Source organism: Peribacillus suis, from assembly GCF_059384845.1.
The window spans coordinates 144,189-158,133 of record NZ_CM182019.1 but is presented as its reverse complement, the minus strand read 5'-3'; the positions used below and the strand labels follow the sequence as shown (position 1 = coordinate 158,133).

The 13,945-nt window shown below is 42.2% G+C and carries 16 protein-coding genes and 1 rRNA gene; 2 read left to right on the top strand and 15 right to left on the bottom strand.

The annotated features are described in order from the left end of the window. Positions 1-143: 143 nt before the first annotated feature. Positions 144-1,694 (bottom strand): 16S ribosomal RNA (locus AC503W_RS00890). A 257-nt stretch (positions 1,695-1,951) separates the two neighbouring features. Then, entirely contained in the window at positions 1,952-2,185 is a 234-nt protein-coding gene (locus AC503W_RS00885) for a hypothetical protein (protein WP_427689055.1), read from the bottom strand. Between the two features lie 134 nt (positions 2,186-2,319). Here AC503W_RS00885 and pdaB point away from each other — a divergent pair, with 134 nt between their 5' ends. After that, positions 2,320-3,072 carry a polysaccharide deacetylase family sporulation protein PdaB gene (pdaB, locus tag AC503W_RS00880; protein WP_402875658.1) on the top strand — a complete coding sequence of 251 codons (753 nt, stop codon included), beginning with the start codon at positions 2,320-2,322 and terminating at the stop codon, positions 3,070-3,072. Positions 3,073-3,162: 90 nt separating this feature from the next. On the opposite strand, the gene AC503W_RS00875 is transcribed toward pdaB, so the two are convergent. Next, a complete protein-coding gene (locus AC503W_RS00875) occupies positions 3,163-3,837 on the bottom strand; it encodes a KinB-signaling pathway activation protein (RefSeq protein ID WP_402875660.1) in 675 nt (224 codons plus the stop codon). 140 nt (positions 3,838-3,977) lie between these two features. On the opposite strand from AC503W_RS00875, the gene gerD reads away from it, so the two are divergent. Beyond that, the gene (gerD, locus tag AC503W_RS00870) at positions 3,978-4,565 is read left to right on the top strand and encodes a spore germination lipoprotein GerD (protein ID WP_402959569.1); all 588 of its coding nucleotides are present in this window, start codon (positions 3,978-3,980) and stop codon (positions 4,563-4,565) included. A gap of 46 nt (positions 4,566-4,611) precedes the next feature. On the opposite strand, the gene AC503W_RS00865 is transcribed toward gerD, so the two are convergent. From AC503W_RS00865 to rpsK, 12 genes are all read right to left on the bottom strand, one after another. Next, on the bottom strand, positions 4,612-5,670 hold the full coding sequence (locus AC503W_RS00865) for an iron-sulfur carrier protein/transcriptional regulator SalA (RefSeq protein WP_402875664.1): 1,059 nt from the start codon (positions 5,668-5,670) through the stop codon (positions 4,612-4,614). Between the two features lie 146 nt (positions 5,671-5,816). Next, the gene (gene cwlD, locus AC503W_RS00860; RefSeq protein WP_427651745.1) at positions 5,817-6,533 is read right to left on the bottom strand and encodes an N-acetylmuramoyl-L-alanine amidase CwlD; all 717 of its coding nucleotides are present in this window, start codon (positions 6,531-6,533) and stop codon (positions 5,817-5,819) included. Positions 6,534-6,623: 90 nt separating this feature from the next. Then, positions 6,624-7,049: a DUF2521 family protein gene (locus AC503W_RS00855; RefSeq protein WP_402875667.1), complete on the bottom strand. Its 426-nt coding sequence runs from the start codon at positions 7,047-7,049 to the stop codon at positions 6,624-6,626. A 191-nt stretch (positions 7,050-7,240) separates the two neighbouring features. Beyond that, positions 7,241-7,633: a 30S ribosomal protein S9 gene (gene rpsI / locus AC503W_RS00850; protein WP_402875668.1), complete on the bottom strand. Its 393-nt coding sequence runs from the start codon at positions 7,631-7,633 to the stop codon at positions 7,241-7,243. 20 nt (positions 7,634-7,653) lie between these two features. Then, the gene (gene rplM / locus AC503W_RS00845) at positions 7,654-8,091 is read right to left on the bottom strand and encodes a 50S ribosomal protein L13 (protein ID WP_034304960.1); all 438 of its coding nucleotides are present in this window, start codon (positions 8,089-8,091) and stop codon (positions 7,654-7,656) included. 274 nt (positions 8,092-8,365) lie between these two features. Next, positions 8,366-9,106, bottom strand: a complete 741-nt coding sequence (truA, locus tag AC503W_RS00840) for a tRNA pseudouridine(38-40) synthase TruA (RefSeq protein ID WP_402875669.1) — start codon at positions 9,104-9,106, stop codon at positions 8,366-8,368. Positions 9,107-9,119: 13 nt separating this feature from the next. After that, a complete protein-coding gene (gene cbiQ / locus AC503W_RS00835; RefSeq protein ID WP_402875670.1) occupies positions 9,120-9,917 on the bottom strand; it encodes a cobalt ECF transporter T component CbiQ in 798 nt (265 codons plus the stop codon). Beyond that, entirely contained in the window at positions 9,917-10,783 is an 867-nt protein-coding gene (locus tag AC503W_RS00830) for an energy-coupling factor ABC transporter ATP-binding protein (RefSeq protein ID WP_402875671.1), read from the bottom strand. The genes cbiQ and AC503W_RS00830 overlap by 1 nt, the downstream gene beginning before the upstream one ends. After that, on the bottom strand, positions 10,759-11,598 hold the full coding sequence (locus tag AC503W_RS00825; protein WP_402875672.1) for an energy-coupling factor ABC transporter ATP-binding protein: 840 nt from the start codon (positions 11,596-11,598) through the stop codon (positions 10,759-10,761). Before AC503W_RS00825 ends, AC503W_RS00830 begins: the two co-directional genes overlap by 25 nt. A 372-nt stretch (positions 11,599-11,970) precedes the next feature. Continuing rightward, complete coding sequence (rplQ, locus tag AC503W_RS00820) at positions 11,971-12,333, bottom strand: 50S ribosomal protein L17 (RefSeq protein ID WP_061440393.1); 363 nt, start codon at positions 12,331-12,333, stop codon at positions 11,971-11,973. 82 nt (positions 12,334-12,415) lie between these two features. Continuing rightward, positions 12,416-13,360: a DNA-directed RNA polymerase subunit alpha gene (locus AC503W_RS00815; RefSeq protein ID WP_402875674.1), complete on the bottom strand. Its 945-nt coding sequence runs from the start codon at positions 13,358-13,360 to the stop codon at positions 12,416-12,418. A gap of 176 nt (positions 13,361-13,536) precedes the next feature. Continuing rightward, complete coding sequence (gene rpsK, locus AC503W_RS00810) at positions 13,537-13,926, bottom strand: 30S ribosomal protein S11 (protein WP_040372575.1); 390 nt, start codon at positions 13,924-13,926, stop codon at positions 13,537-13,539. Positions 13,927-13,945 lie beyond the last annotated feature (19 nt).

Below are 13,945 nucleotides of genomic sequence, written 5' to 3'. Positions count from 1 at the left end.
AAATTAATTGCCTTCTATCTATTATCTAGTTTTCAAGGAACAATGTAGAAAGATCGTCATCACGATGTGATGAGTCCTTCGTGGTTGAATGAATTACTCATTCAAAACTGAACAAAACAAAAGCGCTCTCGTATTATCCTTAGAAAGGAGGTGATCCAGCCGCACCTTCCGATACGGCTACCTTGTTACGACTTCACCCCAATCATCTGTCCCACCTTAGGCGGCTGGCTCCATAAAGGTTACCTCACCGACTTCGGGTGTTACAAACTCTCGTGGTGTGACGGGCGGTGTGTACAAGGCCCGGGAACGTATTCACCGCGGCATGCTGATCCGCGATTACTAGCGATTCCGGCTTCATGCAGGCGAGTTGCAGCCTACAATCCGAACTGAGAATGGCTTTATGGGATTCGCTTACCTTCGCAGGTTTGCAGCCCTTTGTACCATCCATTGTAGCACGTGTGTAGCCCAGGTCATAAGGGGCATGATGATTTGACGTCATCCCCACCTTCCTCCGGTTTGTCACCGGCAGTCACCTTAGAGTGCCCAACTGAATGCTGGCAACTAAGATCAAGGGTTGCGCTCGTTGCGGGACTTAACCCAACATCTCACGACACGAGCTGACGACAACCATGCACCACCTGTCACTCTGTCCCCCGAAGGGGAACGTCCTATCTCTAGGAGTGTCAGAGGATGTCAAGACCTGGTAAGGTTCTTCGCGTTGCTTCGAATTAAACCACATGCTCCACCGCTTGTGCGGGCCCCCGTCAATTCCTTTGAGTTTCAACCTTGCGGTCGTACTCCCCAGGCGGAGTGCTTAATGCGTTAGCTGCAGCACTAAAGGGCGGAAACCCTCTAACACTTAGCACTCATCGTTTACGGCGTGGACTACCAGGGTATCTAATCCTGTTTGCTCCCCACGCTTTCGCGCCTCAGTGTCAGTTACAGACCAGAAAGTCGCCTTCGCCACTGGTGTTCCTCCAAATCTCTACGCATTTCACCGCTACACTTGGAATTCCACTTTCCTCTTCTGCACTCAAGTTCCCCAGTTTCCAATGACCCTCCACGGTTGAGCCGTGGGCTTTCACATCAGACTTAAAGAACCACCTGCGCGCGCTTTACGCCCAATAATTCCGGACAACGCTTGCCACCTACGTATTACCGCGGCTGCTGGCACGTAGTTAGCCGTGGCTTTCTGGTTAGGTACCGTCAAGGTACCAGCAGTTACTCTGGTACTTGTTCTTCCCTAACAACAGAACTTTACGACCCGAAGGCCTTCTTCGTTCACGCGGCGTTGCTCCGTCAGACTTTCGTCCATTGCGGAAGATTCCCTACTGCTGCCTCCCGTAGGAGTCTGGGCCGTGTCTCAGTCCCAGTGTGGCCGATCACCCTCTCAGGTCGGCTACGCATCGTCGCCTTGGTGAGCCATTACCTCACCAACTAGCTAATGCGCCGCGGGCCCATCTATAAGTGACAGCCGAAACCGTCTTTCCATCTTCTCTCATGCGAGAAAAGAACATATCCGGTATTAGCTCCGGTTTCCCGAAGTTATCCCAGTCTTATAGGCAGGTTGCCCACGTGTTACTCACCCGTCCGCCGCTAATCTCAGGGAGCAAGCTCCCATCGATTCGCTCGACTTGCATGTATTAGGCACGCCGCCAGCGTTCGTCCTGAGCCAGGATCAAACTCTCCGAAGAAATGTTTGACTTGCTCATTTTGCTTTTTTATAGTGTGTGCTCACTCAAAATTTACGTTGGCGCTTTGTTTTGTTCAGTTTTCAAAGAGCAATTTGTGTCACTCTGTTTCAGCGACTTTAATATCTTATCATGTTGTTACTGTTTCGTCAATAACTTTTATTAAAAAGTTTTTTAAACTCTTTTTAAAAGCTAATGTCTTGCAGCAACTTTTATAATATACCAGCGAATAAATTAATAGTCAATAGATTTTCAAAATATTATTCTTGATTTTTTTCTGTGTTTTGTTTTTCTCTCACATACGCTAGACATTCTCTTTCCGTCCCCATTCTTTTAAACAGATTGAATAGGATCTTATACTTCTCATTGATAGCCCTTTTCACTACATGGTCAATCCTCCCATCCTGTAAATCGAATAAAATTTCATCCATCTCTCTTTTAAGGAGATACATCAATTCCTCCTTTTCCTTTTCATTGATTAGAAGACCCAGCATATATCTAACACCTCCACAAACCATCTTTCCCCACTCTCCCCGTTTATATAAAGTTTCATATTATATTTTTTTGCATATCTCTACAATGCGCGCATAAATATGTGACAAGAGCATTTGGACAAGGGGATGGGTGAATGAAATTCTTCATGGTGCTTCAGGCAAAAAACATTAAACAGTATTCGTTAATTATACTTACGGCTTTATTCACCGCTTGGTTTCTTTTCGTGCAAAATATCATACATGCCCCTGTTTTCTCTACAGAGGATGGGCCAAAAGCCGTTTATAAAGGGGATAAGAATATTGCTATCACATTCAATATTGGCTGGGGGGATGAGAAAGCCGCTCCTATATTAGAAACGTTAAAGAGGGAAAAAATTAAATCGGCCACCTTTTTTCTTTCAGGTTCTTGGGCTGAGCGCCACCCAGACATGGTAGCCACCATTGAAAAAGAAGGATATGAAATAGGAATCCTAGGTTATGACTATAAAGATTACTCCGATCTCAAAGATCAGGAAATCATCCGGGATATTTCCAAAGCGCAGGAAGTATTCAAAAAGCTAAATGTTAAAAATATCGAGCTTTTACGTGCGCCCACCGGTCACTTCGATAAGCGACTTCTTAAAATCAGTGAGAATTTCGGTTATACCGTGGTCCATTGGAGCATAGATTCAAAAGATTGGACCAATCCAGGCGTTGAACAGATCGTCCAAAATGTTAACAAAGCCCATAAAGGGGATATCATCTTATTGCATGCCTCGGATTCTGCAAAACAAACGAATAAGGCATTGCCTGATTTAATAAAGGAACTTCGTGCAAAAGACCTGAACTTTGTTAATGTTTCAGAGATGATTTCTAATTCTTCAGCAAGAAGTGAGGAAATTAAGTAATCGACTAAGCACAATTTAAGAACATAAAAAACCTGACCATAGGATAGTCAGGTTTTTTTATGTCGGCAAGCATCTCCGCTTTCAGCGATTTTACTTACCTCCTATTCCATCAGTATTAAAATTCTTCTTAGGGACTTGCATCCTCGCTTTTTTGCCTGCCAACTCCTTTTGGGATTGATTGATCAATTTGTTTAAAATCATTAATTGATAGGCATTACAGACAAGCAGGGGAAACAACATAAAATAGAGCCATCCGTCATCATTGGTCCTTAAGACTGGCACCCACTCCAATACTGTCGCCACCACCATGAAGAACAATGCAGGAATAAAAGCTTGTCTATTCGTTTGCTTCATTTTAAAATAGGCCGTCACCAACCCGATCAACAGTACTACCACAGCTGATGAGATATATGAGCCAAGCCCCTCACCGGATTCAAACTTAATATACCGTAAATAGACTAAATCAAATAAAACAAAGATAATCAGTACAATTTGCACCGCATTCCACAAGTACACACTTTTAAAAATTCCCAGACCGAAACGATGTATCGTTAAATAAGCAAAAAAGCCAGCTTGGCTTATTACACTGAAAATCAATCCCACTCCAAACAACCAAACAAACGTTGAAAGTATGGATGTAATTTCTAACGATGTGAAATACGATTCAAACTCACTCCACCGGGCTATAAATCCCACAACTCCGCCCGTTACTCCACCTATAAGTAATGTTGTCATAAACAATCGAACTAAATTACGGCTGTTCATCCTTTTCCTCCATACATTTCTATTTCTTTCATTAATTGTACCAACCATATTTGGAAAAATCCACTTATTATACCAATGGATAATATCCTGCAAAGAAACCATATTAACAGTATGGAAGATTAAAGAGGGGGGCTCTACGTATGAAAATGGGGTTTACTTTGTTCCTTGCTTCATTCTTGTTCTTTTGTACGGGCTGTTCGCAGAATGGAACGAGTGAAGGAAAAATGGATTATGAAGAAACAAAGAAGATGGTCGTCGATATCTTGAAAACAGATGAGGGAAAAAAAGCCATCCAGGATACCATTGCTGATGATAAAACAAAAACTGAACTTATTATGAACTCGGATATCATAAAAAAATCCATTGAAGAGACTGTTACCTCTGATAAAGGAAAGGAGTTCTGGAAAAAGGCCTTTAAAGATCCTGAATTCACCGCAGCCTACGCCAAAGCTCTAAAAGAAGAACACAAAAGGCTATTAAAAGACTTGATGAAAGACCCACAGTATCGAGGAATGCTAATAGAGGTCTTACAAGAACCCGATTTAGAAAAAGAAATGAACAAGTTACTGAAAACGAAAGAAATGAGAGCCGTATATAAGAAGACGATCATCGAGACGATGGAAGGCCCTCTCGTTCAAGCTAAAATGCAAGAAAGCTTAGACAAGGCCGCTACTAAGGCTACAGAAAAGGCGGAGAAATCCAAAACCGAGGATAAGTCAAAGGAATAAAAAAATAAAGGCTACTTCCAAATACGATGGGAAGTAGCCTTTATTTTTATTTCAATTTTTCAATGACTTTATTCGCAATATCTTCATAAATCTTACCTAATCTATGGTCAGCCGCATATATAGAAGGTGCGAAATCTTCTTCATTCCAATCTGGTTGTTGAAGAGGTAGTTGTCCTAAGACCTCTGTACGAAGTTCTTCTGCAAGCTTCGCCCCTCCACCTTTACCAAATACGAATTCCTTCTCACCAGTGGTCTTGCTTTCGAAATAAGACATATTTTCGATTACACCGATAACCTCATGTTCGGTTTTAATGGCCATGGCTCCTGCCCTTGCTGCCACAAAAGCCGCAGTCGGATGTGGAGTTGTGACGATGATTTCTTTACATGAAGGAAGCATCGTATGAACATCTAATGCGACATCTCCTGTACCAGGTGGTAAATCCAGTACCAAATAATCCAATTCGCCCCATTCCACTTCATTAAAGAAACTGTTTAACATTTTCCCGAGCATTGGCCCTCTCCATATAATAGGCGCGTTATCTTCCACAAAGAAGCCCATCGAAATAACCTGAACGCCAAAACGCTCGACAGGGATGATTCTCTCCCCGCGTACGACGGGTCTTTTTGTGATCCCCATCATATCCGGTACACTGAACCCATATATATCAGCATCAACCAGTCCAACCTTTTTACCAAGACGAGCAAGGGATGTGGCTAAGTTAACCGAAATCGTGGATTTACCCACTCCACCTTTACCACTTGCGATGGCGATGAATTGTGTTTTGTTATTTGGTCCAAGCAACCCTAAGTCTTTCTCTTCCTCAGGCATACTGTCACGATGTTTAGCCAATTCTTCTTCCGATAGTTCTGCGAAACGTATTCCTACCGAATCCGCCCCGTTCCCTTTCAAGAGACCGACAACTTCTGTTTGCATTTCCATTTGCTCGGCAGTTCCTGTCTTTGCGATAGCAAGCTTAACGCTCACATGACTTTTCTCAGGCTTTATTTTTATTTCTAAAATTCCATTTGTTTCTTCAAGGCTTTTATGTAGAAAAGGGTCCTTAAGATCCTTTAATAAATTTAGTACTTTCTCTTCAGTTAACAAGTCGAGCACCCCTTTGTATTCGTTTTCTTTTCCCAATTGTAGTATAACATAATCCGGAAATAAAGCTTATTATCTGCACCAGGGGGTTAACCCCTTTTTCACCATAACAAAAAGGCCTTGTACACCCACCAAGACCTTACAAGGTGTCAATCCGGTTCCGATAGCTTCTCCTCAGTGAAATACCGCAGAATACCCATATATATCGAACTTGCAATCTTCTCTTGGTATTTATCACTCATTAACCTTTCGCGCTCCTCGGTATTAGAGAGGAACCCAATCTCCACCAACGCCCCAGGTTTCTTGGCATAATTCATCAAATATACATGGTTGATCGTTTTTGCATCCCGTGTTGTATTTTCTAAGTTTCTTATAATTTCGGTCTGGATAAACTTGGCCACCTGTTTATTTTCCTCGAACCGGTTTGTATAAAAAGTTTGAGCCCCTTTTGAGGAGGCAGATGGAAATGCGTTCAGGTGGATGGTTAAAAATAAGTCCGCTTCCGAATCATTGATCATTTCAACCCGGTTCCTGAGATCTTCCTGTTTTCGTTTACGGATCCCTTTTGTATCTTCCGTTGCCAAATCCACATCTTTTTCCCGTGTCAACATAACAAGGGCACCTTGTTCCTGCAAATAGTCCCTTACCTTTAGCGTAACCGAAAGCGCAATTTCTTTTTCCATTACATCCTGAACATTCGCCCCTCCGTCCATCCCCCCATGACCCGCATCCAGAATGATGACCTTACCCGTCAACGGAAGGTTCCAAGACTCCCAAGAATCATCTTCAACGAATTTGAAAGTCACAATCAAAAAAAGGACAAACAATCCGATAGAGATCCCTGTATATTTCAGTTTTCTACGCATCACCGTTCTCCTCCCACAAGTCCCTTTATCTATAAAATATGGGACAACCCACGGAAAAAGAACTGATACTTTTCAGGGATCTCCTTCAGCTTAATGAAGCTTCATCTTATAACGCTTTTCACCCGTCTTAAACCCATCCTTCCACCATTCTCCTACAAACCCTTCACAGCAATAAAATACCCCTTCATCAATAGCATTGCTTACCGTTACTTCACGCCAATATAGTATAAAATTGAAGAGAGTATCGATCAAAAACTTTTCTTCCCTTCTGCACCGAGCCCTCACATCATCTTCCGACTCTCCATAATACCCAAACTTGCTATAGTTTGCCCCTAATAAATACGCCTCTATAGCCACATCAAAATACCCCTCTTCCAGAACGTCCTGGTATTCCTCTCCAAAGTAACGTTTTATCCTCCCCCTCATATCCTCGATTGATAGCTCCCTAAGTAACCTACGTTCAAACTTCAACTGCCGTTCTCGTTGCATCTCCTGCAAACCTATAACCACACTCATCCATTCACCTCCGGGGTCAGACCCCATTTCCCAAATTATTTCCCATGATGCCATTAGTTTTTGACGTAACACCCTGAACGATTCATTGATTCCTTTGGAAATATTTAATGAGAGTAATCCTTAGTCGGCAAGATAACAAAAAAAGCTCCAGCCACATAAGAGTGGCTGGAGCTTTTTGAAGTTCCAAACGATTAACGTTTTGAGAACTGAGGTGCACGACGTGCGCCTTTAAGACCGTATTTTTTACGTTCTTTCATACGTGGGTCACGTGTTAGTAATCCAGCAGTTTTAAGAGCTGGACGGAATTCTGGGTCTACATGAAGCAATGCACGAGCGATACCGTGACGGATTGCTCCAGCTTGTCCAGTGTATCCACCACCGCTAACGTTTACAAGAACGTCGTAATTTCCAGTAGTTTCTGTAGCAACTAGTGGTTGGTTTACAACTTCACGTAATGCTGCGAAAGGAATATATTCATTAATGTCACGACCGTTGATAACGATGCGACCTTCGCCTGGTACTAAACGTACACGAGCTACTGAGCTCTTACGGCGACCAGTACCATAATATTGAACTTGTGCCAAGATAGTAACCTCCTTAGTAATTATCCGCGTAATTCGTAAACTTCTGGTTGTTGAGCAGCGTGTGGGTGCTCAGCTCCAGCGTATACGTGTAATTTTTTGTAGATTTGACGACCAAGAGAATTCTTTGGAAGCATACCTTTGATAGCAAGTTCAAGCATTCTCTCAGGGTAGTTTGTACGCATCTCAAGAGCAGTTCTAGTTTTAAGACCGCCTGGGTGCATAGTGTGACGGTAATAAATTTTGTCAGTCAATTTTTTACCAGTCAAGTGGATTTTTTCTACATTGATTAAGATTACATGATCACCAGTGTCGATGTTCGGTGTAAAAGTTGGTTTATGTTTACCACGTAAGATGGATGCTACTTCAGTAGAAAGGCGACCTAAAGTTTTGCCTTCAGCGTCAATCACATACCATTTACGTTCTACTTCATTAGCTTTCGCCATAAATGTCGTACGCATGGTTAACCTCCTAAAAAACTTTTAATTTTTTATATTTATTTTCAATCACAATAAACTTCCGGGGCTTATCGTGGGATTAAAATACATACCATATTATATTAACTTCTCCCAGTTTCATTGTCAAGCGAATGTTACACTAGGATAAGTTGTCTTAAAAAAAGAATCGATCACTCCACGAAAAGATTCTACATGACGTTAGGCCATAACCATAGCGCCATTCACGGATTCAAGTCTTTTCATTACTTGTAAAAAACTTGGTTTGGCACGAAAAAAATTATTTGTAAAATACTTTCCATAAATACAATCCATGTCCGGGTGCTGTTTTACCTGCGAAGCTGCGATCCTTTTTGTTCAAAATATCTATCATTTCCCGAGGTGCTATTTTCCCGCTGCCGACTTCAAGCAGCGTTCCGACCAAGATACGAACCATATTATACAAGAATCCTTCTCCAACGAAGCGAAAAACTAAAAATCCATCAGTCTCTTGGAAATCAATCTCCTGAATGGTCCTTACTTTATCCACCACTTCCGTCTTCGCCGAACAAAAACTTGTAAAATCATGGGTTCCCACTAAATACGAAATGGCTTCGGTCATTGCACCCTCATCTATTGGATAAGGGTAATGATAGGCGTAATTGCGCTGAAATGGATTTCTTAGGGTAGAGCGGTCAATGATATACCGGTATTCCTTGCCTGTTGTGTGGAATCGTGCATGGAAATCATCAGGAACGACCTCAACTTCCAACACAATGATATCATCTGGAAGAAGGGCACTGAATGCCTTCACCCAATTATCCGTAGGAAAGACAAGAGGCGAATCGAAGTGAAGAACCTGCCCCTTGGCATGAACCCCTGAATCTGTCCTTCCCGAAGCAGTCACTTTGACAACTGTCCCCTTGTGGATTTGGGCTAATACCGCCTCGAATTCACGTTGTATCGTTCTTTTCTCTGGCTGTACCTGATAACCAGCAAATTCCGTACCATCATAGGCGATTACACATTTATACTTTGGCATTTACTCTTACCTCTTATGAACGTAATATGAATAACATGACTGTAAGTACAGCCATTGATACCATTAACAGGCTATCACTGATTTTCCAATTTAATTGCCGGTATTTCGTACGGCCCTCCCCGCCACGGTATCCCCTGGATTCCATGGCAGTTGCTAACTCTTCCGCCCGTTTGAAGGAACTGACAAACAAAGGGACCAGTAATGGCACAATGGATTTAACTCGATCCTTAATGGGACCTGAAGAGAAATCCACCCCTCTTGCTGTTTGTGCCTTCATGATCTTGTCCGTTTCTTCCATAAGTGTCGGGATAAACCGAAGGGCAATCGACATCATCAATGCCAACTCATGAACGGGCATTTTCCACTTCTTAAGAGGTCCTAAAAGTTCCTCCATTCCATCCGTTATGGAGATAGGGGTAGTTGTCAAAGTTAGGAGCGACGTAACCAATATCAATAACGTGAATCTTACAGATATGAATAAGCCCTGAATTAAACCGCCTTCGTATATCTCTATCCACCCAAATTCGTAGAGTAATTCCCCTTCCTTCGTAAAAAAGATATGGAGAAGGAAGGTGAAGATGATTAAGAATAGAATAGGTTTTAAACCATTATAAAGATAACGAAGCGGAATCTTTGATAAGGCAATCAGCAATACTGTGAATGCTGCAAGAAGGGCGTAAGAAACTACATTATTCGCCAAAAAAATCACGCAGACAAAAAGGAACACCAGCAATAGCTTTGCCCTCGGATCCATTTTATGCACCACAGAGTCAGCAGGGACATATCGCCCGATAATCATTTTATCAAGCATCAGCGGTTCCCCCGTTTCATGGCTTTATCGATTTCTATCGCCAAATCCTCGATGTTGAGACAGGGATGATCAAAGCGAACACCCAACTCTTTCTGAAGTTTAAGTTGAAAGCGAACCGTGTCCGGCACATCTAATCCCAACTCAATCAATTGTTCCGGTTGAGAAAAGATCTCTTGAGGCGTTCCTTTCCGAAAAACGGTCCCCTGATGCATAATGATGATATCGTCCGCGTACTTAGCGGCATCTTCCATACTATGGGTCACCAATATAGTCGATAAGCCTCTCACTTTATGCAATTGATAGAACATATCCATGATTTCTTTCCTACCACGCGGGTCAAGCCCAGCCGTCGGCTCATCTAATACTAATACTTCAGGTTCCATCGCTAAGACACCAGCAATCGCCACTCGACGCATTTGTCCACCGGATAAATCGAAAGGAGACTTATCAAGGATATCTTCACTAAGGCCTACCTGAACGATGGCCTTTTTGGCCAGTTCTTTAGCCTCTGCTTCAGAGACTCCAAAATTCATCGGCCCAAAACATATATCCTTCTCGACCGTTTCATCAAAAAGTTGATGTTCGGGAAACTGAAAGACTATCCCTACTTTTTTTCTAATTGGTCTCAAAAGCTTTTCTTTTCTTCCAGCTTCTATCGTACGGTCGCCAATGATGACCTGCCCCTTAGTCGGTTTCAGGAGAGCATTTAGATGCTGCAGTAGCGTGGATTTACCTGAACCCGTATGACCGATGATTGCTGTATACGTCCCCGATTCCATCGATATATTGACATCATGAAGGGCCAAATGTTCAAATGGAGTATTCACCTGGTAGCGGTACTCTACATCATCGAGTGTAATTCGCATAAATCCTTCACCAACTCTTCCTCTGTCAAATGCCCATTCACGACACGGATGCCATTTTTCTGCAGTTCTTTGCTTAGTTTCACCGAAAAAGGTATATCCAGTCCAAGCGCAATCAATTCATCCTCTAGTTTAAAGATGTCCTCTGGAGTCCCTTCACGGAATAACCGGCCTTGATTCATGACTATCATCCTGTCAGCTTTCGCAGCTTCCTCAAGGTCATGGGTAATGGATATGACGGTAATCTCATTTTCCTGCTTTAATTGTCTAACCGTTTCAAGCACTTCTTCACGGCCTCTTGGGTCAAGCATGGAAGTTGCCTCATCTAAAATGATTATATCTGGTTGCAAGGCAATAACACCGGCTATAGCCACTCTCTGCTTTTGACCGCCGGATAGATGGTGCGGCTCTTGATTAAGAAAGGCATTCATTTTAACCTTATTTAGTGCACCATGAACACGCTCCACCATAACCTGCTGAGAAACACCGGCGTTTTCTAAACCAAAAGCCACATCATCCTGAACTGTAGTGCCTACAAACTGATTATCGGGATTTTGAAAAACCATACCAATCTTTTTTCGTACGTCCCAAACTGTTTCTTCTGTCAATGTTTGATCATTAATCAAAATTGCACCTGAGTGGGCGAACTGAAGTCCATTCAACAATTTCGCTAAAGTCGACTTGCCGGAACCGTTATGACCAACAATTGCAAGCCACTCCCCTTGATAAATATCAAAAGAAACATCATCTAAGGCGTTTCGAGACTGCCCCTCATATTTGAATATAATATTATTTAAAGAAACCAGCTTCTTACTCATGTGGCCCTCCTCATCCTCGACTGCACTCATCTTACTAACTCGGCTCAATAATAAAAACATCAATGAACTAGCTATATTTATTTCTGAACATATAAAAAAACGCTGCACCCCTTCCACCGAAAGAATTTTCGGTAAATTAAGAGCAGCTTAGAGCAGTCCTGTTACGAAAAACAGGTTATCTTATTGAATCGCTTATCAAAAGCGGGAAGGGATGCTTGAGCTAGACGTGAAGGCTCCCTTATATATAAGGTTTCGCCAGCCATCGTAACACTCAATGCGAATTTCTAACATACAGAATTAAAAATAAAAAAAGAAAAAGGGCAAAGAACAAGTGAGTATATTCCTTTGTCCTGCCCTTTTTCATCGTTGTTATTAAACTAATTCAATAACCACGACTGGTGCACCGTCACCGCGGCGTGGACCAACTTTCATGATACGAGTGTATCCGCCTTGACGTTCTTCATAACGTGGAGCAACGTCACTGAATAGCTTTTGAAGGGCATCAGTGCCTTTCTCAGCGTCAGCGATTTCGTTACGGATGAAAGATGCAGCTTGACGGCGTGCATGCAAGTCACCACGTTTACCAAGAGTGATCATTTTATCTACTACAGAACGTAATTCTTTAGCACGTGCTTCAGTAGTTTCGATGCGCTCATGGATAATAAGATCCGTAGCTAAATCACGAAGTAATGCTTTACGTTGTGCGCTAGTGCGTCCTAACTTTCTGTAACCCATTAGAGATTCCCTCCTTTGTTGAAGTTCTATATTGTGTGTCTAGTACAAGGCTCACAACATAATGGATGATTCCGCCATGTTATCAGTCGTCTTTACGAAGACCTAAGCCTAATTCTTCTAGTTTCGCTTTCACTTCTTCAAGTGATTTACGACCTAGATTACGAACTTTCATCATATCTTCTTCCGTTTTATGAGCAAGCTCTTGAACGGTATTGATTCCAGCACGTTTCAAGCAATTATAAGAGCGAACAGAAAGATCCAATTCTTCGATAGTCATCTCAAGAACTTTCTCTTTTTGGTCTTCTTCTTTTTCAACCATGATTTCTGCATTTTGAGCTTCATCAGTTAACCCAACAAAGATATTTAAATGCTCTGTTAAAATCTTAGCTCCAAGTGCTACCGCTTCTTGCGGACCCGTACTGCCATCAGTCCAAACATCGAACGTTAACTTGTCAAAGTTAGACAACTGTCCTACACGTGTATTTTCCACTTGGAAAGCTACGCGTGAAACTGGAGTGTAAAGAGCATCAATTGGAATTACACCAATAGGTTGATCTTCTCTCTTGTTTTGAACAGCAGGAGTGTAGCCGCGGCCGCGACGTGCAGATAAGCGCATACGCATATGACCGTTTTTACCGATTGTAGCAATATATAAATCCGGGTTAAGAATTTCTACATCACTATCATGAGTGATATCAGCAGCCGTAATGACTCCTTCACCCGAAACGTCAATTTCTAGCGTCTTTTCCTCATCGGAATAAATCTTTAGAGCTAGCTTTTTCACATTAAGGATGATTGAAGTTACATCTTCTACGACGCCTTCAATAGTTGAGAACTCATGTAGCACTCCATCAATTTGTATAGCTGTGACAGCAGCACCTGGGAGTGAGGATAATAGGATACGACGTAAGGAGTTACCCAATGTTGTACCATACCCACGCTCTAGTGGCTCTACGACGAATTTACCGAATTTGGCATCGTCGTTGATTTCAACCGTTTCGATTTTTGGTTTTTCTATTTCGATCATCAACAAACCCTCCTTCAAAACGTCAAAACCCCGGTAAGTAAGCTTGTCACTTAACCGAAATTCCCCATGTATACGTTCCCGCTGTGCGCAACAACTGAAAAATTAATCTTCTGTAAGAACGCAAACTCAGTATTATATCCCATTATTGACAGGAATACAAAATCTATACAGAAAAATTAAACACGGCGACGTTTTGGCGGACGACATCCGTTATGTGGTACTGGAGTTACATCTTTAATTGCAGTTACTTCTAGTCCAGCAGCTTGAAGTGCACGAATAGCAGCTTCACGTCCTGCACCTGGTCCTTTAACTGTAACTTCAAGAGTTTTCATACCATGTTCAATAGATGTTTTAGCAGCAGTTTCTGCAGCCATTTGTGCAGCGAAAGGAGTAGATTTACGAGATCCACGGAATCCTAATGCTCCAGCACTTGACCAAGAAATAGCATTACCATGTGCATCAGTGATAGTAACGATAGTGTTGTTGAATGTTGAACGAATATGTGCAATACCAGTTTCTATATTCTTTTTCACACGACGTTTACGTGTATTAGTTTTGCGTGCCATGAAAAGTAACCTCCTTTAC